The organism is Streptomyces lydicus, assembly GCF_001729485.1.
Taxonomy (GTDB): domain Bacteria; phylum Actinomycetota; class Actinomycetes; order Streptomycetales; family Streptomycetaceae; genus Streptomyces; species Streptomyces lydicus_D.
Genome location: NZ_CP017157.1, coordinates 7,005,176 through 7,025,332, shown reverse-complemented (window position 1 = coordinate 7,025,332; position 20,157 = coordinate 7,005,176). Strand labels below are relative to the sequence as shown.

The 20,157-nt window shown below is 69.1% G+C and carries 15 protein-coding genes and 2 pseudogenes; 9 read left to right on the top strand and 8 right to left on the bottom strand.

The window, feature by feature from the left end:
* Positions 1-82: 82 nt before the first annotated feature.
* Positions 83-2,077, top strand: a complete 1,995-nt coding sequence (locus SL103_RS30410; protein ID WP_069574248.1) for an ATP-binding protein — start codon at positions 83-85, stop codon at positions 2,075-2,077.
* A 485-nt stretch (positions 2,078-2,562) separates the two neighbouring features.
* On the opposite strand, the gene SL103_RS30405 is transcribed toward SL103_RS30410, so the two are convergent.
* Together SL103_RS30405 and SL103_RS30400 are read right to left on the bottom strand one after the other, a co-directional pair.
* A complete protein-coding gene (locus tag SL103_RS30405) occupies positions 2,563-3,522 on the bottom strand; it encodes an AAA family ATPase (RefSeq protein WP_069572170.1) in 960 nt (319 codons plus the stop codon).
* A 109-nt stretch (positions 3,523-3,631) separates the two neighbouring features.
* Positions 3,632-3,796, bottom strand: coding sequence for a helix-turn-helix domain-containing protein (locus SL103_RS30400; protein ID WP_079146323.1), 165 nt, complete (start codon positions 3,794-3,796; stop codon positions 3,632-3,634).
* Positions 3,797-3,983: 187 nt separating this feature from the next.
* On the opposite strand from SL103_RS30400, the gene SL103_RS30395 reads away from it, so the two are divergent.
* Together SL103_RS30395 and SL103_RS36565 are read left to right on the top strand one after the other, a co-directional pair.
* Entirely contained in the window at positions 3,984-4,502 is a 519-nt protein-coding gene (locus tag SL103_RS30395; protein ID WP_079146054.1) for a hypothetical protein, read from the top strand.
* Positions 4,477-5,676 (top strand): tyrosine-type recombinase/integrase, encoded by a 1,200-nt coding sequence (locus tag SL103_RS36565; protein ID WP_079146053.1) that lies wholly within the window; start codon positions 4,477-4,479, stop codon positions 5,674-5,676. The genes SL103_RS30395 and SL103_RS36565 overlap by 26 nt, the downstream gene beginning before the upstream one ends.
* Before the next feature lie 710 nt (positions 5,677-6,386).
* Here the strand turns inward: SL103_RS36565 and SL103_RS30385 are convergent.
* From SL103_RS30385 to SL103_RS30370, 4 genes and pseudogenes are all read right to left on the bottom strand, one after another.
* A complete protein-coding gene (locus SL103_RS30385; RefSeq protein ID WP_069572167.1) occupies positions 6,387-7,676 on the bottom strand; it encodes a hypothetical protein in 1,290 nt (429 codons plus the stop codon).
* Positions 7,673-9,658: a hypothetical protein gene (locus tag SL103_RS30380; protein ID WP_069572166.1), complete on the bottom strand. Its 1,986-nt coding sequence runs from the start codon at positions 9,656-9,658 to the stop codon at positions 7,673-7,675. Before SL103_RS30380 ends, SL103_RS30385 begins: the two co-directional genes overlap by 4 nt.
* Positions 9,655-10,449, bottom strand: coding sequence for a toll/interleukin-1 receptor domain-containing protein (locus tag SL103_RS30375; protein ID WP_069572165.1), 795 nt, complete (start codon positions 10,447-10,449; stop codon positions 9,655-9,657). Before SL103_RS30375 ends, SL103_RS30380 begins: the two co-directional genes overlap by 4 nt.
* A gap of 299 nt (positions 10,450-10,748) precedes the next feature.
* A pseudogene (locus SL103_RS30370) lies at positions 10,749-11,994 on the bottom strand (helix-turn-helix domain-containing protein).
* A 306-nt stretch (positions 11,995-12,300) separates the two neighbouring features.
* Between SL103_RS30370 and SL103_RS39680 the strand changes: the two are divergent.
* Positions 12,301-13,022: pseudogene (locus tag SL103_RS39680) on the top strand (transposase); the annotation flags it as partial.
* Between the two features lie 18 nt (positions 13,023-13,040).
* On the opposite strand, the gene SL103_RS30360 reads toward SL103_RS39680, so the two are convergent.
* Together SL103_RS30360 and SL103_RS30355 are read right to left on the bottom strand one after the other, a co-directional pair.
* On the bottom strand, positions 13,041-13,775 hold the full coding sequence (locus SL103_RS30360; RefSeq protein ID WP_208869995.1) for a carbonic anhydrase: 735 nt from the start codon (positions 13,773-13,775) through the stop codon (positions 13,041-13,043).
* A 789-nt stretch (positions 13,776-14,564) separates the two neighbouring features.
* Complete coding sequence (locus SL103_RS30355) at positions 14,565-15,314, bottom strand: PIG-L deacetylase family protein (protein WP_069572164.1); 750 nt, start codon at positions 15,312-15,314, stop codon at positions 14,565-14,567.
* A 296-nt stretch (positions 15,315-15,610) separates the two neighbouring features.
* On the opposite strand from SL103_RS30355, the gene SL103_RS30350 reads away from it, so the two are divergent.
* The 5 genes from SL103_RS30350 to SL103_RS30330 all read left to right on the top strand — a co-directional run bounded on the left by SL103_RS30350 (position 15,611) and on the right by SL103_RS30330 (position 20,099).
* The gene (locus SL103_RS30350) at positions 15,611-16,363 is read left to right on the top strand and encodes a GntR family transcriptional regulator (protein WP_033266132.1); all 753 of its coding nucleotides are present in this window, start codon (positions 15,611-15,613) and stop codon (positions 16,361-16,363) included.
* A gap of 429 nt (positions 16,364-16,792) precedes the next feature.
* On the top strand, positions 16,793-18,490 hold the full coding sequence (locus SL103_RS30345; RefSeq protein WP_069572163.1) for an APC family permease: 1,698 nt from the start codon (positions 16,793-16,795) through the stop codon (positions 18,488-18,490).
* A 262-nt stretch (positions 18,491-18,752) separates the two neighbouring features.
* Positions 18,753-18,932, top strand: a complete 180-nt coding sequence (locus tag SL103_RS30340) for an SPOR domain-containing protein (protein ID WP_069572162.1) — start codon at positions 18,753-18,755, stop codon at positions 18,930-18,932.
* A gap of 51 nt (positions 18,933-18,983) precedes the next feature.
* Positions 18,984-19,397: a (deoxy)nucleoside triphosphate pyrophosphohydrolase gene (locus SL103_RS30335; RefSeq protein WP_208869993.1), complete on the top strand. Its 414-nt coding sequence runs from the start codon at positions 18,984-18,986 to the stop codon at positions 19,395-19,397.
* A gap of 240 nt (positions 19,398-19,637) precedes the next feature.
* Entirely contained in the window at positions 19,638-20,099 is a 462-nt protein-coding gene (locus SL103_RS30330) for an ATP-binding protein (protein WP_069572161.1), read from the top strand.
* The last annotated feature ends 58 nt before the right edge of the window (positions 20,100-20,157 follow it).

Sequence of the window (20,157 nt, the reverse complement as noted above, 5' to 3'; positions counted from 1 at the left end):
TAATGACAGTGACGTGGGAAGCATTCCGCCTCCCTCGCCGTAGGCCCTAAGAGATGACGCTGACGTGAAAGGTACGGACCTCGTGGCGAAGCTTCGGTTGACCGTAGGGCGGGGGCACGTCGAGGAACTGGCCCGCCTGCGCCATCCTGTCGGAGCCATCGAGGAGCTGATCTGGAACTCACTCGACGCGGACGCCGAAAACGTCACCGTCGTGCTTGAGCGGAACGACTTCGACGGAGTCGATCGAGTAGCCGTGATCGACGACGGCACTGGTATTGCGGCGGAGAAGTGCAGCGACTATTTCGAGCAGATCGGTACGTCCTGGAAGAAGCGCACGCAGGTCAGCGAGGTTAAAAAGCGCGTGCTACACGGGAAGAACGGGCGGGGCCGAGTCTGGGCCTTCGCGCTCGGCAGCGAGGTGCGCTGGACCAGCGTGAGCAGGATGCAGGGGATCTGCCGGCGTGTGGTCATCGAGTCCGACCGCGGCTCCATGGACGAGTTTGACGTCAGCGATCCCGAGCCGACGACCGACGCGACGGGGACGGTCTTCGAGGCGTTCGGCGGGGAGGACCTCCAGAAGCTGACCGAGGACGCCGCCCGTACCGCGCTCACCGCCGCCTTCGCGCTCCATCTGGAGGCCTACCCGGACATCTGCATCACCTACGACGGGACACGCCTTGACCCGGCGTCGGAGCAGGTGCACGTCGATACGTACGAGGTGGCGGCCCCGCCGGGCAGCTCTCACCCGTCGGCCCAGCTGAAGATCATCGAATGGTCGCGTCCGTATTCCCGGGCTCTGATTCTGTGTGACGGCCGAGGTATGTCCTTGGCGCAGCTGAAGCCGGAGATCCAGGCTCCCGGCTTCCACTTCACCGCGTACCTGTCCTGGTCGGGGTTCGAGGACGATTCGGTCGGCGACCTCGCCTTCGCCGACTGGGCACCGGAGGGGCCCGCTGCCGAGGTGTTGGCCGAAGCCCGGGAGCGTATGCGTGAGCACTTCCGTTCCCGCGCCGACGAACGTCGTCGTGAGCTTGTCGACCAGTGGCGTGCGGAAGGTTTCTACCCGTACACGGGCGAGCCCGCCAACGACCAGGAGCGTGCGGAGCGCGAGACCTTCGACGCCGTGGCGACCGCGGTCGTCCGGCACCTGCCGGCGAGCAAGAGAGCCCAGAAGGTGTCCTTCGCGCTTCTGCGCTCTGTCCTGACTCACGAGCCGGGTGAAGTGCTGCGCATCGCCGAGGAACTCTTCGCGCTCTCCAAGCAGGAGCAGACGGAACTCAGCCGTCTCCTTGACCGTACGCCGCTGTCTGCCCTGATCAAGGCATCGACAGCGACGACCGGACGTCTCGACTTCCTGTCAGCTCTGGAGCACCTCGTCTTCGAGCCCGTGGCCAAAGGGCGGGTCAAGGAGCGCACCGAGCTGCACCGGATTCTGGAGAACGAGTGCTGGATCTTCGGCGAGGAGTACGGACTGCACGTCAGCGACCGCAGTCTGAACGAGGTGCTGAGACAGCACGGTCGGCTTCTCGGCCGGGACGCGCCGGCACCCGCCCCTGTCCTGAGGGAGGACGGGAGCCGGGGGATCGTCGATCTGATGCTGTCCCGTGCTGCCCGGCAGCGGAAGGGGGAACGTCACCATCTCGTGGTGGAGCTCAAGAGGTCGAGTGTCATCTTGGGTATGACCGAGTTCTCACAGATCAACAGCTACGCGCAGGCGGTCATGAACGACGACAGGTTCCGGGACCCCACGGTGACCTGGGACTTCTGGCTCGTCGGCAATGCCATGGAAGACGGCCTACGCCAGCTCGCCCACCAGCCGGACCGGATGCCCGGATGCGCCGTCACGCAGCCCACGTACCGAATCTGGGTGCGCACCTGGGGCGAGATCATCGAGGATGCTCAGGAGCGACTTCGCTTCTACAGCGAGCAGCTTGAGTACCAGTCGTCGACTGAGCACGCCATGGACTATCTGATCAGGGAACACGCCGATGCGGTCGTGGACCTGGTCAGTGACGGTACGGTGCCGGTGGCGAGGACTGGGGACAGCGGATCGATTGGAGCTGCCATCACCCCGTGAGGCCCGGACTGGGCCGACGGTCGTATGCGGCGGCGACGGGGAAGGTCAACGGCGTCAGGGCAGGATGTGAGCCTGGACAGCTCCTGACGAGAGGGGGCCCCGCGGCCCCGAGGAAGGCAGCGGCGAAGAGGTTGGTACGTAAGGGGAAGTCAGGCCGGGCAAGCCGTCTTCCTGAAGAGCGGCCTTGGCCGCATCCTGGCTGACCTTCTTCGCCGCTGCACAGGCTTCCGGCTTCGCCGCTGTTCGTCAGCGCGTAAGCCGTCTTGCCCCTGTAGATGGCCCCCTTTTGAGGGGGGCCATCACTTTCAGGATCCCGTCTTTCCAGTTCTCCAGTGGACCGTGTTCTGGTCGGCCGCAGGCCGCCAGCGTCCAGAGAGCTGGCGTACTTACGTAAGTAGGGGGAGGAGCGAGGCTTGCCGAGCGGAGCGAGGTAGCTGGTGGTGGTGAGCATTTCCATAAGGGAGCAGCGTCACCACCACCACGGCTTACGCCGCTTCGGCAGTCCGGCGGACCCACCTGCCGCCAACGTGAGCGAGGGCGGCGCTGAGCTTCGGGCGAAGGGTCTCCGGCTTCCTGCCTGCATCCTGCGCGTACTTGTTCGCAAGGGCCTTGATGGTTGTCTCTTGCGGCTGTTCTTCGAGGAGGCGTGCGATGAGGACTTCGTCCCACGGGTCCGCCTTGGGCTGGCTGACGGCCTTCAGGCCGGGCTCGATCCGCTCCCAGATGGGGATCTCTTTCTCTGCCGAGGCGCGGCGCACGGTGACGGGGATGTCGAGTTCTTCGGTGGCTCGGTTGCTGGCGGTCTGGAGCCGCCGCCCATGCTTGCCGGAGTTGCGCAGGGCGATGAGGCCACGGGCGGCAGCTCCCATGGCGCGCCCCCCGATCGGGGAGGATGCGACGCTCATCCCCTCTCCAGTCCCCTTGGGGGTGTGGGTGACGAGGAGCGTCGGGATGCCGAGGTCACTGATCGGTCGAAGACTGTTGACGAGGCGCTGAGCGGTTACGGATGACGCGATGTCCTCGCCGGGGGCGAGTGCTCCGATGACGCTGTCCAGGACGAAAAGTCCGGGTTTGATGCGGGCGAGGTCCTCGTAGATGCCTGCCCAATACCACGGGTCTCCGGTGTCGGAGAAAGGGAAGACAGTCACGGAGTCGTAGGGAACGGCGCCGTCCATGCGCTCCTTCAGTTCGGCCGGCGCACCGTCGTCGGTGATGCCGAAGACGATGTGGTCGAGCTTCTTGTGTACGGGGAGCCCGAGGAACGTCGGATCGCCGTTGAGTAGGGCGGTGCTCATGCCTACAGCGAGCAGGGTTTTACCGGCTTTGGGTTCTCCGGACAGGATGGTGATCCGGGTGGTGAGGAGATCACCGATGAGGAACGCTTCCTCGTACGGGACGCGCTCGATCTGGTGGAGCTGGAGTCCCTTGTCCTTGATGACTCCCATGATGGGTGGCCGTCCTTCCTTGTACGGCGAGCAGGTGCGCCGACGTCCTCCCGCCGAGCGACGGGATCATGTGACCTCCTTTCGGTCAGTGGGGAATGGGGAGGCCCCGTCAGGCCGAGACCGGGCACTCCCGATCGATCCAGCGGTCAACCTCTGACAGTCGGAAGCGCAGGCTGCCGCCGACCTTCCGGGACGGGATGCCGAGCATCCGGTGGTTGTTGTAGATCCACGCGGGCTTCTTGCCCAGGTACTCGGCCAGCTCGTCAACGGTCATGAGGCGGTGGTGGTGCAAAGGCGAGCTCCTGTCGATGCATGGGCGGACCCGCACATCTTGAGCGCGCAGGTTCGGCGTGGTCAAGTCCGGATCTGTCACATCCGGACTTGACGAGGCTGTGGCGCCTGCCTACGGTTCGGATATGAACTCGACACCTCAGCCACCAGGGCCCGAACCGCGGAATGGTGTGACCGTCATCAAGCGCACGGGTGCATGGGTGGTGACTATGTACTGGCCCGAGGGCACCGGCGGATCGGTAGGGCCGCGTGAGGTCCATGTGGTTCCTGCGGACGACGCTGATCCGCAGGAGGTCGCGCGGGGTATCTCCAGCACCGTTCTCCGGCGGATCAATACGACGCCGAGTCGGGACTTCGCCGCGATGCGGTCCCTTGAGAAGCCTGCTGACATGGATATCCGCCAGCTTGGCAAGCGGCTGGCTTCTCTCCCGAGCGGTCTCACGGACGAGCGCCTGGCGGTGCTGTCTGCCCTCTACGTGCACTTCGTGGATGCGGGGGAGCGTGCCCCGGCTCAGCGCCTGGCGGTGGGCTTCGGCTTGAACCCGGCCACCGTGAAGGGGCACCTGCGCGCCGCCCGGCAGAGGGGGTTCCTGACGAAGGTCGAAGGGAAAGCGGGCGGACAGCTCACGGACAAGGCCGTACAGATACTCAGGGGGATGAAGAGTGGCGCAGGTACTGAAGAAGTGTGACTGCCGGAACAAGACCCGGTGCGGGCACCGGTGGACGGTCCGCTACCGGGAGCCGGGAGGGAGGAGTGCGCGGCAGCGGGAGAGGTCGTTCCCCACGAAGAAGGAAGCCGAGAGCTTCGGCGTCAAGGCGGAGAACGACAAGCGGCAGGGTGTCTACATCGACCCCCAGCTCGGCCAGATCTCGCTGCGCAAGTGGGCCGAGGAGTGGCTGGAGCAGCACCAGGTGAACGAGTCCACGCGGCGCAACTACCAGGGCTTCCTCTCCAACTACCTGATACCGGAGCTGGGCTCCCGCACCCTCGCCGGCCTGACCGTCGCGGACGTGAAGAAGCTCCATGCCTCGATGGTCGGCCGTGGGTTGACAGCCGCGACGGTCAACGACCGCCTGAACATCCTGCGCAGCATGATGACGGCGGCCGTGAAGGAGCGCCGGATACCCGACAGTCCGTGCGACGAGGTGTCGCCGCTCAAGGCGGCGGGCGCTGCGGTCGATCCCGACGAGATCCCGACACTGGCCGAGGTGTACGCCATCGCAGCGGCCATGTCCGAGCAGTACCGGCTCACCGTGTGGCTCCAGGCGGGCGCGGGCCTGCGTATCAGTGAGGCTCTCGGTTTCTCGGCCGACTGTCAGCGGGACGGTTTCCTCCGGCTGCGACGCCAGATCAGCGCGAAGGCGAACCAGGGTGACTGCGTCACGCGCTTCGTGCCGCTTAAGCACCGTACGGCGGAGGAGTTTCGAGACGTACCTACGCCGACCTTTCTCGATCAGGAGATCGGGCTGCACTTGAAGCGCTGGGGGACGGTTGAGCTGGACGGCCTGGAGGTGCTGTTTGCCCCTCGTGAGCGCGGCAAGGGCAAGATGCCCACTGCGTCGACGTACGGCTACCACTGGCGCAAGGCGCTGAAGGCGGCCGGTGTGGAGACGCCGGACGGGAAGCCGAAGTACACCCCGCATTCCCTGCGGCACTTCTTCGCCTCGACGGCGCTGGCGAACGGTGTCCCGATCCACGAGGCGAGCCGCTGGCTCGGCCACCGCAACATCAAGACGACCGTTGACACGTACGGGCACCTCGTGCCGGAGGCGTGGGACCGCTGCCGGGACGTCATGCAGGAGGCGCTGCGCCCGTCCGTTCCCCGTCAGGCGTCGGCTCCGGCGAAGACGCTGGCGGCGTGACGTGCTGACTGATCGACACGGTGCTGACTTGGTGCTGACCCTGCGCCCCTTTGAGGGGCAGAAACCCTTGGGAGCACTGGGAAGTAGAGGGTGCCATGAACGTTCCGGTTCCCAACGTCTAAGACGTCCGGCGAAGGCCGTCTGACCTGCGAGGAGCGGGTTGGGCGGCCTTTGCTGTCCGCGCAGGGTCCGCAGCGTGCTGGATGAGTCCGGCATTCGGGGAAGCGGTTACGCCGCCGCTCAAGTCCGCTGGGGCCTGGAATGGCTAGAGACTCTGATCACTGCGGACCCTTTCGCCGTCGTGCGCGAATGGCGTCTTCCGGACTTGCCGCGCGCAGCCTGAGGCGATGCACACGACGAATCGGATCGCCGGGGGCAGTGGATCCTCGATGTGCTCACGGTGGCAGGTGACTTTCGGCTGCTATCTCAGCGGCTGGGCGACGTGCGCCGACTCACGCGGCCGCGTCGACGTGTTGTCGACTGAAAAAGATCACCGGATTTCTGTGTCGCCCCAGCAACGAGGGGCCCGCTCCAGCCAGCGAGTGGCAAGCCCATGACGCGGTCATCGCAGAGAGTGACAATTCGGGGCTCGGGTGCCGCGAATCTCAGGCTGCTTTCGTCTCGAGTGCGTTGAAGACGTTGACCCGTGGGCTCCCCCCCCCCGCGGTGTGCGGTGAAGGGGAGCCTCGAAGGGCCGACCGCCTACCGGATCAGCTCTCGTCCTCGTCCCGTGCGCGAGGTGCAGCGGGCCGGTGCGGGCTTTGCGGGATGTCCCAGAAGTGCGGAGGTGTCATGTCGTCTTCGGGCGCTTCCTGCCAGCCGTGGTTCCGTTCACCCGCGCCGCTCTCCGCTGCCCCCGGCGTGAACGTGCCTGCAGCCGTGTCGGTGAACGGCGAGTCCCCCGTGAAGCCCTCGCCCGAAGGTTCACCGTCCGGCCCCTCCCCGTCTTCGTCGGGCGTCGAGAGAAGGAGTCGCCTGATCTCCTCGGCGGCCTCGTCCAGCCCAGCCGCTTCGAGGCTCCGCACCACACGGTGCACGAACACCGTGTACTCGTCCATGTCCGGCTTCAGACCAACCGCCGCCAGCAACAGGAGGAGCCGATCCGAAACCCCTACTTCCTCCTCGTGGTCGAACGCTGCTCCTCCCTGGTTGTGTCCGTCCCACAGCGGGCCTCCGACAGTCCCTTCCCTCCGCGCGCCCACGGGCGGGACGAGCAGGTGGCGGAAGAGTTCAGGCACCTCCTCGTCGTTGGCCGCCGCCGCAATCTGGGCGAGCGGACCGATCATGTCGACCGCCTTCTCGATCTCGTTCTCGTGACGGGCAAGCCACCACACCACCGCGCTGCCCGCGCTCTTGAGCACGTCGCTACCGAGGTAGCGCCGCTTGTTGCGCTCATGCTGACGCTCGTACTCCCAAAGTTCCTCGTCCTTGCGAAGGTCCTTCAGCTTCCGCAGGCGCTCGCGGTCGGCGGGGGCGAGGGTCAGCGTCACATCGGCCGCCAGGGCCTTCACCCGTCCGCTCCGGTCCTGGAGCGGGACGCCGAGCTCCCCCTCCAGGAGATACCGAGCAGAGTTCGCCCGGCCGGGCTCCTCATGGCGGACGACCTCCAGGGCTCGACTGACGACCGAGGAAACGGCGAGGGCCGATGAGGCGCCGCCGGCCCGGCCGGCGTGGCTGGGGACCGGTTTCCACCACACGGTGGCGGAGAAGAGGAAGTCGTAGCCGTCGGCCGCGCTCGGCAGCGCCGCGTCTACCACCCGCGTCTCCTGGTATGGCTGCTCGGCCGGCGCCGCGGGTGGCTCAGGTTCCCCGGGCTCGTTCGGATCGGCCGACGCGCGTCCACCGCTGAGGACCGTCATCACGAGCAGCAGGGAGCCCGATGCCGTGACCATGGACATGAACCCCCAGAGCCACGCCGACCAGTGCAGGAGGTTTCCGAGCACAGACGGTGCGAGGCCGCAGAGAGCGACGAACAGCAGGCTGGGAGCGCGGTGTTTCATCGTGCCTCTTCCGTGGTCCGTGGTCCGGCGCCCGTACGCTGCGCACTCTCCGTGCGGGCGTACTGCGCGTGGTCGATGTGTTGCCAGAAGAGGGCGGCGACGGCCGCCCCGGACGGCTGGCGTGCGAGCCCCGCCCAGTCGCAGGCAATGGCGTAGAGGCGGTGGAGAGCGGTCGTACGGCCGTTTGCCGCCCCCACCATGACGTCCAGCGCCATCTCCTGCGTACTGTCGCCCGCCACGGCGTTCAGCCAGCTACTCACCAGCGGGTTCCAGAGCTCCGTTGGGGGCTGAGAGAAAACTGTCTCCCAGCCCAGGAACAGGTCCGGCCACGGCGGCGGGGCCGGTGCCCGATTGCTCTTCAACAGTTCAATGAGCAGCTGGAGATGGGGCTCGGCTTCGCGCGGCTCCCGGCGCGTCCGATCCCGCAGACGGTCGATCAGCAGCCGGTAGAGCCGACGGTCGCGCCCGGCGAGGGTGAGAAGTGCTTCCCGGGCCCCGCGCGCTGCCTCCCCCTTCCGTACGGCGAGGTAGCAGAGCCGCACCATCGCCTGATCCGGGTGCGTCGCGCCGAGGCTGTGGAGGCAGGCGGCGGTCAGGACGCGGATGAGGCCGTCCGACAAGGGGCCAGACCTCACGCACTCGTACATCCGCCTACGGAACCAGCCCCCGAACCTCTCGTGACCGAGACCGAGTTCGAGTGCCGCCACGGCTCGCGGGTCCCTGGACGACCCGGTCGCGCGGTCCGCCCAGCGCACCACGAGGTCGAAGAGGTGGTCGGGCCGCCCGACGGCCAGAGCCCGCTCGCCGAAGCGGACGACGACGTTCACCTGGTCGTCAGTGGTCAGACCGCGCAGCCCGGCGGCATGACCGATCCAGTCCCTGAGATCGTCGCGCACCCCGGGGAAGTTCGCCCAGAAGTACGTCCGTACCGCGTCGGCATAGGCCAGCCGCTCGAAGCGGAGCCGGTCGTCCGGGTCCCGTTCGATCCCGAGCGCCTCCAACTGCTTGCCAAAATCCGTCCGCGCGAGCTCGGTCGTCGCCTCTACCTCGTGCCTCACCGTCCTCATCAGGCCGTGCCACGCCTCGTAGACCGTATCGGCGCGGGTCTCCTCGAACACCGCCGTCGCGAGCAGCAGGGCCCGCTCGGGCGCGGTGTGGGCCGTGTTCACCTGTCCGCCCACCTCACCGGCACGGTCGGTCACGGCGTGCATAGCCTGGTCGAGCCATCCGGCGAAGTCGGCGCCGAACCGGCCGCTGTCGCGAGCGGTCCTCACCAGCCCCGCAAGCCGTGCTAGTTCCCGCATGGGGGAGCGGTCGCACAGGCGCTGGAGGTCGGTGCTACCCAGGTCCGAGGGGCGGAAGACCATCCGGTCCATGCGGAGGTGCCGGGTGAGGACGGCGACGCCCCGGGGGCGTCCCAGCATCACCGTGTGCGGTTCGAGGTCTGACGCGTGGGCGTGCTCCATGCCCGACGGCAGGACGACGACCATGTGGGCCCCCGCCTCCTGGACCTGTGACAGGCGCACGGCCATGCGGCGCTGGGCCTTGGCGTACGTCTCCTCGTCGGCAATCCCGGAGAGGTCGAGGAGGAAGCGGTCCCCCTCACCGGGGGCGAGAGAGTCCTCTTCCTGGTCGGTGGCGGGCAGCTCCTCGAACCGGGCCCCCTCCTCGTCGGCGTCCCCGTCCTCACCGAGCCCGTGCAACAGCATGATTGCTGCGGCGCGGCGGCCGCTGCCGGGCGGAGCCTCCAGCAGCGCCACCGATCCGGGCTTCTCCAGGCGATCGGCGGCGATGCGGTAGCCCGCTGGCGGAACGAACCGGTCGGCCAGGCGCATCCGGGCCTCGCGGACGATCCGGAGGGACTCGACCCCTTTGCGGATCATCCAATCCGCGCTGGCGCCGTAAAAGACGTACTGGGGACCCATGCCGTTGTTCACCGGGCCACGCGGACCGTTGACGGTGATGCGGTCCTGCTCCGTCATCGCCCGTCGTCCGAGCGCCGGCGCTCGCGCTCGAAGCGCTGGCGGACCGTACTGCTGTTGTCGCCTGCGGTGAACTGGACCCCGGTGTTGTCGCCCTGGAAGTGGGGGGCGTTGTACTGGTGCCCGCGGCCGGTGTTCACGGGCCCGTGCGGCTCGTTGACGAAGGTGCCGGACAGGTCGCCGTTGAGGTTTCCGATGCCGCCGCGTACGCGCTGCTCGACGTCGCGCGTCCGCATCCTGGTGTGCCCGACATCCTGGGCCGGTTTCTGGCGGGACTTCGCCTCTCCTCGCTCCCGTGCCGCACGGGCGTCGCGATCCACCGCGCCCAGGTCGGGTAGAAGCCGGGCGAGGGCGTCGCCGAGCGCCGTCAGGTCCGACTCGGCGTTGCGGTGGTCGAACCGCCTGTACTGGCAGTCCGCCAGCTCCCACAGGCCGTCCGGGAGGGCGGCGCGGTCGATCCGCGTGGCCTTTCCGACGAGCACGGGGATCACCAGGATCCCGCGGTCGAGCGCTGTCTGGATCTCACGTCGGGTCCAGTCCTGCTCGGCTTCGAGGGCGGGGCGGCCGTCGACCCCCAGCACCTCCGCCCAGCGCGGGCCGATCACGGCGAGGAGCGCCTCGCACTCCTCCACCGCCCTGACCAGTTCCGTCGGGAAGCGGTGTCCGAGCTCGATCGAGTTGCTGGCGAAGAAGATCCGCTCGGCGCCGAAACGTCGGGCGAGTTCCCGAGCGATCATGGTCGCGGCGGATTCCTCGTCGCCTGTGCGGTAGTTGACGAAGACGTCGGGCATGAAGGTTCCCTTCGTGAGAGGAAGACGGAAGAAGGGGTGAATAGGTACGAGCACGGGGGCTGCGGAGCGGGCCCCGGTCCCGCCCGGGCCATGAGGTCCCGACCGTGTGACGGCATGGCGCATCCGTGGGAGGGCGCACGGATGGAGGTATGCCGCCCGGCGCGTCACACGTCGCGGCTAGCCCGAGGGAGCCGGGGGCGCGGTGTGGCGCGTCGGGCTCGTGGGATCCGGAGGGCCGGAGAGACCAGGTAGTCCGGCGAGCCGGGCGGCTCGAGCCGGTGTTGGTCGTGGAGCCGGTATCAGTCGTGTGCGGGGGCGAGTACCTGCGCCAGCGCCGGTTGCAGCTGGCGTACGGCCCGGCTGCTCCGGAACCGCGAGAGTTCCCGCGCGAGACGCCGGACGTCGCTGTTCACCGTCGCCGAGGGCACAGCTGGCATCACCGCCAGCAGCTCACCGGCGATTGTGCATGCGTGCTCGACCTCTCCGGAGGCGGCGTGGGCCAAGGACCTGCGGAAGCCGTACCTGGCGCGGGTTCGCAGCGCGTGTGGCGGGAGGCGGCGGCACTCCCGGTCCAGGACCTCGGCGGCGGCCTTGGGGCGACCGAGGTCGTGCAGGCACCAGCCGGTCGTCATCGCCGCTGGGTCGCTCACGTGGGTGGTGCCCATCACGGGCTCGGTGCCGCTGCGGGCATCGTCGCTGTCGAGCAGTTCCCGTGCCCTGTCGAGGCTGCGGAGGCAGTCGCGTTCGTCGCCGACCAGTGCGTGTCCCTGCGCCTCCCGTTGGGCAGCAAGTCCCCGGATGCGCGGCGGGAGTGCGTTGCTCTGGGCCCGGCGGGCCAGGGCGATGGTGCCCGCAGCGTCCCCGCCGTAGAGCGTGACCAGGGCGCGTCGCACGAGCGCATAGGAACCGAGGTACGGATCGCCCCCGGCGCGTGCCAGTTCGGCGGCCTCACCGGTCCAGCCGAGCGCCGCGCCGCTGTCCCCGGCCTCCTGGGCCATCCAGCCGGTGAACTCCGCGAACCGCGACGCGAGTAGGAGCGCTGGGGCTCGGGTAACGGACGGGGCGTCGGTGGCCAGCCCGGCGACCGTGCGCGTCTGCGTCTCCAGCAGGGGAAGGCAGAACCTTCGGTGAGGTGGACTGGCCAAGCTTTCGCAGCTGATCGAACTGCGCACGGAAGGAGGGAAGGAGGGGGTCGGCGGCAGAGGACGCCTGACCGCCGAGTTTCAGGCCGAGGTCGATCAGCGCTCCCGTACCCGCCGCGAGGACCTCCCGGCGCCCGACGAGCCAGAGGCTCGGAGTAGCGGGGGTTTCGGTGGTGTTCGAGTCGGTCTCTGGGCGGACGATGAGCCGCTGCAGCTCGCCGTTCGCCCCGAGGAAGGCGTCGCACCGCTGGGCCAGTTCGGGTGACGCAGAACGCTCCCCGCGCTCGACCTTGCTGAGGTGTCCCTTGTCGTAGTTGAGCGCCACGGAGAACTCGGTCAGAGTAAGCCCCGCTTCCTGTCGCAAACGGCGAAGTTCCGGGCCGAAACGTAAAGCACTCACCATTAACCTCCCCTTGAAAAGCGACCGTGAGAGCCGTGCGTGCGCCCTCACGGGGAACTTTCGTTCGGCGTTCACTGGCCGACGCGCAGACCGGTGGCGAACAGCCGTCGTTACGGAGTCGTTTCGCTTCGCATGCGAGAGCGAGTTTGGCACGAGGCACGCCTCAAGAATCGGGGTTTGGCGGGGTTGCCCGTTGCCTCTTCTGTTCCCCGTCGTTCCCCGTCTGTTCCTTGCTGTGACCGGAGCCGACCATGTAGCAGAGGATGAGGCTCTCTCGATCGTGCCGCGGCAGGCGAAGACGGTAGCCGGCTGGCTGTCGACGAGCTGGTCGGCCCGGTGTCCTGGCCGACGGCCTCCGGCTGACTGGTGGGGGCGGGCTACTTCAGTAGCTGACCAAACGGCTGCTGCAATCCGCGCTCCAGGCGGAGAACGCCGACCACCTCGGCTATGACGAACACGACCCTGCAGGTAAATGGCGGCAACAGCTGAAACGGCACCCGGGTCTAGCCCGTGCTCACGGACGAGGGCCCGGTCGAGATGGCCGTGCCGTGCGACCGTAAGGGCTCGTTCGAGCCGAAGGTCGTTCGCAAGCTGCAGAAGCGTCTGCCCGGCGTGGCTGAGATGGTCATCTCGCTGTTGGCGAAGGGCCTGACGACCGGTGAGGTCCAGGCCCGCCTTGCCGAGGTCCACGGTGAGGAAGTCTCCCGGTAGAGCCTCTCGACTATCACTGACAAGGTCACGGACGGATGGCCGAGTGGTAGAGCCCGCCTCTGGACCCCGTCTATCCACTGGTCTTCACAACCACGTGAAGAGCCGTGACGGCGCGGTCGCGAATTGGCCCATCCGCGTGGCTTGGTCGTCACTGCCCAGGGCCGACGTGACACCTGGAGCTGTGGGCCGGCGAAGGGGATGAGGGTGCCGAGCACTGGATGCACGTCCTCACCGAGATCAAGAACCGTGGCGTGGACAGCGTCCTCATGCTGCGGTCGTCTCTCCTAACTGTCGGTGCTGAGGCTGTTGCGGCCCTTTGGCAGGACCGTCGCGCCAGGTCAAGACGGTGCGCCGGTCAGGACCTCCACCTTGCCGGTGTCGAGCGAGTAGTAGGCGCCGACCACGGCGAGGGCGCCCTTGGCCACCAGGGGAGCCAGGTCCCGGTTGGAGCGCAGGTCGGAGGCGGTCAGCTTGACCTGGACACGGGCCATGGTGTCGACCGGGTCGGAGCCGCCCTGCCGGACCGTCTGCTCGTACGCCGGCCGCAGCGCCCTGACGATCGCCTGCAGGTTGCCGGGCAGCGGCTTGCCGTCGCGGAGGGACTTGTACGCCGCCTCCACGGCGCCGCACCGCTGATGGCCGAGCACCATGATGAGCGGCGTACCGCTGGTCATCGGCCCGTACTCCACGGAACCGGTGACCACCGGGTCGACCGCCTCGCCGCCCGTACGCATCACGTAGAGGTCGCCCAGCCCGGTGTCGAAGAGGAGCTCCGGCGGCACCCGGGAGTCGATGCACGACAGGATCGCACCGAACGGTTCCTGGCCCTGGGCGACGAACTCGCGCCGATTCGGGTCCCGGTCGGGGTGCCGGAGGTCGCCGCTCACCCAGCGCCTGTTGCCGGCCATCAGCCGTGCGAAGGCCGCGGCGGGCGTGGTCGGCCGCGCTTCCGGGGACGGGCTGTTCGCCAACGGGGCGGCGCTCGTCGCGGTGCACCCCGTGAGGGCGAGCGTGCCGACCGCCAGTCCGCCGGCGAGTAGCGTTCTGCGGTCCGGATGTCCGGCTCCGTGCATCGGTCGTTCCCCTCGCTCCGCGCGTCGCTTCCGTCCGTCATGACCGTCAAGTCCGTCATGACCAGGGCGATTGTTCAGCGGAGGGCGGGCGCACGGCGGCAGGCGCGAGGGGGACCGGGCCGTTTTGCCACCGACGGCCCACAGCGGCACCACACCGGCCCGGTCGCCGAAGCGGAGGCATTCCTGCATTCGCCCGGCCTCGTAGGCGGAGGCTCTCCTGCACTCGTCCGCCCTCGTAGGTGGAGGCATTCCTGCGCTCGCCCGCCCTCCTGGGCGGAGGCACTTCTACGCTCGCCCGCCTTCGTAGGTGGAGGCCCTCTGCACCTGCAGCCCTCCGGAGCGGAGGCACCGTTTCACCCCCCCGCCTTCCGGGAGGCACTGTTACGCCCCGCTTGCTCGCTCCGAATCCGAGGCACTACACCCGCCCACCCCCGAAGGGGGGTGGGCGGCGGGAAAAAAACCAGTACGGGCGCCGGGAAACACCAGTAAAGGGGCGGCGGAAAAACCAGTACAGGAAAGCTGGGCAGCGGGAAAAGGCCAGAAGGGGCGGCGGAAAGTGGGTGGGACAGTGCGCCAATGGCCGGCGAAAGTACGGGCGTTGGCCACGGAGGTCGAGGCCGGGCAAGGGCGTTGGCGCCGGAGGTCGAGGCCAGGCGTGGGCGTTGGCGGCGAAGTCGAGCCCGAGCAGGGGCGCCGGGGACCGGGCGCTGGGCAACGGGGACCGGGCCCCCAGCGCCGGGGGGCCCGCCAAGACATGTCCGCGAAGTCCGCCCGGCCCGTGGACAGGACCTAGCGGGGGAAGACCTGGAAGAGGGTCGTCGGGCGGCCGCGGTAGCGTTCGCCGCCGGTGCGCAGCGTCTGCTCGACGAAGGTGCGCGCGTACGTGTGCGGGTCCTGGTCGGGGCCGCGCAGGCCCCTGATGTACGCGCCGTGGGCGGCCAGTGAGGCGACCGCGCGGTCGATGCCGGGGCCGACCTCGGCGGCGTGGGTGGGGTACGGCGAGCCGGCCACCGCCACCCAGCGGACGCCGTTCCACGGGGCCAGGCCGCGGGTGTCGACGAGTTCGGGGAAGATCCAGCGGTTGCCCGCGTCACCCGCCGCGTCCAGGACGGCGCGGCCGACCACCCGGTGGTCCGGGGTGTTCCAGCGCACGCCGCCCCAGGTGTCGTGGTGGTTGAGGGTGATCAGCAGCTCGGGGCGGTGGCGGCGGATGGCCGCGGCCAGGTCGCGGCGCAGCGCCGTACCCGCCTGGATGGTGCCGTCGTGGTGGCCTTCGAGGAATTCGACGGTGTGGACGCCGACGAGTGCGGCGCCGGCCCGCTGCTCGGCCTCGCGGAGGCGCGCGCACTCCCTCGGTGCCAGCCCGTCGATCCCGGCCTCGCCGCGGGTGACCAGGAGGTAGCTGACCTCGCGGCCCGCGGCGGTCCACTCCGCGACCGCGGCCGCCGCGCCGTATTCGAGGTCGTCGGGGTGGGCGACGACGGCGAGCGCGCGCTGCCAGTCCTTGGGCATGGGGGAGAGGTGGGGTTCGGCGGGCATGATGCCTGGCTCCCTTCCGGCGTCCGGGTCCGTGGCGAGCTCGGCCGGCGGCTGCCTCGCCCCGTACGGGTTGATCGTGACATGTGGGGGCGGGAGATGTGGGGCGGCGCTCCTGGTCAGGTGGGGCGTGGGGTGCGGGTGAGGTGGGGGTGGCGGGGTGGGAGTGCGTTTCCGGCGTGCTGGATGCGGGGCTGAACTGGGTTTCATCACATCAGGTGAATAACTGGCCCAAGCTTGCGGACGGCAACGCGCGGTTGCCACGCTGTTGCTGACCGTCAAGCTGTTGGGAGGGGCCTGTGCCTTTCGGTGAGCAGCCCGCGTACCTCCGCGTCGCCGGCGACCTGCGTCAGAAGATCGTCGACGGGGTGCTGCCCCCGCACACCCGCCTTCCCTCCCAGGCTCGGATCCGCGAGGAGTACGGCGTCTCGGACACCGTCGCGCTGGAGGCGCGCAAGGTCCTGATGGCGGAAGGTCTGGTGGAGGGCCGCTCGGGGTCGGGGACGTACGTACGGGAGCAGCCCGTCCCGCGGCGCATCGCCCGAGCCGGCTTCCACTCGGTCGGTGGCTGTACGCCGTTCCGGCAGGAGCAGACGGACGAGCGGGTGCGCGGCACCTGGGAGTCCAACAGCGAGCAGGAGGCCGCGAGTTCGGTGACCGCGGCCCGGCTGCGCATCCCGCCGGGGGCCAGGGTGATGCGGACCCGCTACGTCTTCCGGGCGGAGGGCGAGCCGGCGATGCTCTCGACGTCCTGGGAGCCCTTGGACGTGACGGGGCGGACGCCCGTGATGCTGCCGGAGGAGGGGCCGCTGGCGGGGCGCGGAGTGGTCGAGCGGATGGCGGCCATCGACGTGGTGGTGGACAACGTCGTCGAGGAGGTCGGGGCGCGGCCCGCGCTGGCCGAGGAGGCGATGGCGCTGGGCGGGGTGCCGGGGCACGCGGTGCTGGTGATCTCGCGTACGTACTGCGCGGGCGGTCGGCCGGTCGAGACGGCCGATGTCGTCACGCTCGCGGACCGCTACCGGGTGGCGTACCACCTGCCGGTGAAGTGACCGGGAGCGAGCGGTGACGCTCGCGCGCGACCGGGGCGAGCGGCCCGGGCCCGGAGGGGCGGCCCGGCCCGCAAGACCGGTCCGTTCCTCGCCCGGGCGGCGCGCAGCGGGCCTGTAGGACGACTTTGTCCCCGCGTCATCGATCCTGCCCTCGGGTGGCCGGTTTCAGCCCCCGTTGTGGGGGTCCGGATCCGCGCAGGGGCCGGATATGAAGGCCGTGTGCGGGATCCGTAGGCGGGTTCGGTTCCCGGACGCACGCCCTATTTGTCGGTATATGTCCGTACGTGCCCCGCAGATCTTGGTGTTGGAAACCTCACAGACGCTCAACTGGGCGGGTCTTTTTGCCGAGAGCGGGCAGCCGATCTTCGGATTCGCTCTTACGATGGCGAAGTTTGTGCACGGCACGGGGGAAGACCAGGAGACCAGCACGTGAGCACGACGAATACCGAGGGTGCGGAGCAGGGTTCGCATTCGAATTACCGTCGGTCCCTCGGGACCATCGCCCTGACCGCTACTGGTCTCGGTTCCATCATCGGGTCGGGCTGGCTCTTCGGGGCCGAGCGGGCCGCGGCCATCGCCGGTCCGGCCGCGATCGTCGCCTGGATCATCGGCGCGCTGGTCGCGCTCACCATCGCGCTCACCTACTCCGAGCTCGGTGCGATGTTCCCCAAGGCCGGCGGCATGGTCCGTTACGGCCAGTACTCGCACGGTTCGCTCGCCGGCTATCTCGCGGCCTGGGCGAACTGGATCGCCATCGTCTCGGTGATCCCCGGTGAGGCCACCGCCTCCGTGCAGTACATGAGCTCCTGGAACTTCGGCTGGGCGCACGCGCTGTACGACGGCCAGGAGCTGACCGGCACCGGCGTCGGACTGGCCAGCATCCTGCTGATCTTCTACTTCTTCCTCAACTGGTTCGCGATCTCGCTGTTCGCGAAGACCAACACCGCGATCACGGTCTTCAAGGTCGTGGTGCCCGTGCTGACCGCCAGCGCGCTGATGCTGGCGCACTTCGACACCGGCAACATCACCCACCACGGCGGCTTCACCCCCAACGGCTGGAGCTCGGTCTTCACCGCCGTCGCGGTCTCCGGCATCGTCTGGGCCTACAACGGCTTCCAGTCGCCGCTGAACCTCGCGGGTGAGGCCCGTAACCCCGGCCGGTCGCTGCCCAAGGCGGTCGTCTGGTCGATCCTCATCGCGCTGGTCATCTACGTCGCGCTGCAGGTCGCGTTCCTGATGGCGGTCCCCGGCGACAAGCTGGGCGCCGGCGCCGGCTGGGCCGGTCTCGGCTTCAACTCGCCGCTCGCCGACCTCGCGGTGGCCTGGGGCCTGAACTGGCTGGCGCTGCTGCTGTACGCGGACGCCTTCATCTCGCCGTCCGGCACCGGCATGATCTACGCCGCCACCACCTCCCGCATGATCCACGGTGTGCAGGAGAACGGTCATCTGCCCGGCGTCTTCGGCAAGGTGGACAAGAAGACCGGTGTGCCGCGCCCGGCGCTGCTGCTCAACCTCGTGATCGCGTTCCTCTTCCTCGCGGTCTTCCGCGGCTGGGGCTCGCTCGCCGAGATCGTCTCGGTCGCCACGGTCATCTCGTACATCACCGGCCCGGTCGCCGTGATGTCGCTGCGCCGCATCTCGCCGGACCTCAAGCGCCCGGTCAAGCTGCGCGCGATGCCGGTCGTCGCGCCGGTCGCGATGATCTTCGGTTCGCTGGTCCTGTACTGGGGCCGCTGGCCGCTGACCGGCAAGGTCATCCTGATCATGGCCGTCGGGCTGCCGGTCTGGGCCTGGTACGAGATCGGCAAGCCGCTGACCCAGGGCCGCAAGCCGTGGGCCGCGCTGCGCCCGCACCTCAAGGCCGGCGCCTGGATGGTGGCGTACCTGCTGGTCATGGCCGCCGTCTCGTACATGGGCGGCAAGGAGTTCGGCGGTAAGGGCTACCTGCCGGAGGGCTGGGACATCGTCCTGGTCGCCGTGATCGGCCTGGCCTTCTACTTCTGGGGCGTGCGCAGCGCGTGGCGCAACCCGTCGCTGGTGCAGGCCGAGCACGAGCTGAGCGCGGAGAGCGACGCCGAGGCGGCCGCGGCGGAGGCCGACGGCGCCAAGGCGCACGCCGGGACCTGAGCCCGGCGGCGACTCCGCTCCGGGGTGGATGCGCCCTAGCACAACTGCACAAACCGCCCGAGGCATTGGGTAAAACCGGCCACTCGCAGGTCATTTCCGGTTCACCGGAGGCCCGCGGGTGGCCGGTTCGGTATCTCTTTGTGTAAATCCATATCCGGTGCGTAAAGGTCGGGCGTACGCTCGGGCATATGCGGATTGCGATTTCGGCATCAGCAGACCAGGGGCGCGCAACGGCGCGCTGTGCGGCGGACGGAGGGGCGCAATGACCGAGGGTGGGGCCGTGCTCCCCTGGCTCGTCATCCGCCAGGACGAAGGCGGCAACCGGTATCGCGTCGGTCGCTATGCCACCCGGGCGGAGGCGGAGCGGGTGGCCGAACGCCTCGACACCCGCGGCCGGCGGCAGCTCTACGTGGTCGAGAAGGTCGACCGCGCGACGACCTGAGAGGCGGCGGGCGGGAAGCGGGACGGGGGCGGGGGACGTAGGCTGCCGCGCATGACGACGGTGCGCGTAGTGGTGGGCGGAGCGGTGTGCGAAGGCGGGCGGCTGCTGGCCGCACGGCGCAGCGCGCCGCCCGCGCTGGCCGGCCGCTGGGAGCTGCCCGGCGGCAAGGTGGAGGACGGCGAGACGCCCGAACGGGCGCTGGAGCGCGAACTGCGCGAGGAGCTGGGAGTCGAGGCGGCCGCCGGGGAGCGCATCCCGGGCGAGTGGGTGCTGCGGCCCGGCTACGTCCTTCAGGTGTGGACGGCCCGGCTGGTGTCCGGGGTGCCGCGGCCCCTGGAGGATCACGACGAGCTGCGCTGGCTGCTGCCCGGCGAGGAGTCCCAGGTCGACTGGCTGGACCAGGACCGTCCCGCGGTGGCCGAGGCGATGCGCCGGCTGGCGGGGACGACCGGCGTACGGCGGTAGCCGCCGCGGGCGGGGAGACCGGGTTCGGGGGGCGGCGCCGCGTCCGTCCCGGTCCGCGCCCCGCGCACCCCGGGCCCTCCGTCGTGCACGGCCGTCCGCCCCTCGGGCGCCCTCGCCCCTCTATGTCTCATTTGTGGCACAGTGCACCGTTGGGGGCGGTACCGGGGGTGCGATACCGGGTATGTCCAGATTGAGCCCTTCAATGTGGGCAATCCGAGGGGCATGCCATCGGGCTGGGATGTGATCGGCGTGAGCGACAGCGCAGCGGCAGGGGTCCCGGAGCCCGGCAACCCCGGCGTCCGCAAGCGCGGTAGGGCCACCGGTTCACCCGTCGCCGAATGGAGCTTCCCGGCGGATCCCGGCGCGGTGCGCACCGCCCGCACGATGGTCCGCCGGGTGCTGCACGAGTGGGGAGTGAACGGGGCCGCCGACGTGGCCGTACTACTCGTCAGCGAGCTCGTCACCAACTCCCTGCGCTACGCCAGCGGGCCGATCGGAGTCCGCATGGTACTGCTGAGCGCCGGCGGGCTGCTCGTCGAGGTCTCCGATCCGCTGCCCGACCCGCCGCAGGAGCGCACCGCCGCCCCCGACGACGAGGGAGGCCGCGGATTGCAGCTGGTCGCGTGCACTTCGCGCCGCTGGGGGACCCGGCGCGGAAAGAGTGGCAAGACAGTGTGGTTCGAGCTGTCGGTGGCTGGTTAGGAGACAGGTGGAGTCCTGATCGTTGCCATTTCATCGACATTTTGTAGATGGGCTGCGA

Coding starts and splice junctions, on each gene's coding strand:
- SL103_RS30405 (WP_069572170.1), bottom strand. CDS start 3,522: ATGGGAGTCATCAAGGACAAGGGACTCCAGCTCCACCAGATCGAGCGC.
- SL103_RS30400 (WP_079146323.1), bottom strand. CDS start 3,796: ATGACCGTTGACGAGCTGGCCGAGTACCTGGGCAAGAAGCCCGCGTGG.
- SL103_RS30385 (WP_069572167.1), bottom strand. CDS start 7,676: ATGAAACACCGCGCTCCCAGCCTGCTGTTCGTCGCTCTCTGCGGCCTC.
- SL103_RS30380 (WP_069572166.1), bottom strand. CDS start 9,658: ATGACGGAGCAGGACCGCATCACCGTCAACGGTCCGCGTGGCCCGGTG.
- SL103_RS30375 (WP_069572165.1), bottom strand. CDS start 10,449: ATGCCCGACGTCTTCGTCAACTACCGCACAGGCGACGAGGAATCCGCC.
- SL103_RS30360 (WP_208869995.1), bottom strand. CDS start 13,775: ATGCACGGAGCCGGACATCCGGACCGCAGAACGCTACTCGCCGGCGGA.
- SL103_RS30355 (WP_069572164.1), bottom strand. CDS start 15,314: ATGCCCGCCGAACCCCACCTCTCCCCCATGCCCAAGGACTGGCAGCGC.
- SL103_RS30340 (WP_069572162.1), top strand. CDS start 18,753: ATGACCGAGGGTGGGGCCGTGCTCCCCTGGCTCGTCATCCGCCAGGAC.
- SL103_RS30335 (WP_208869993.1), top strand. CDS start 18,984: ATGACGACGGTGCGCGTAGTGGTGGGCGGAGCGGTGTGCGAAGGCGGG.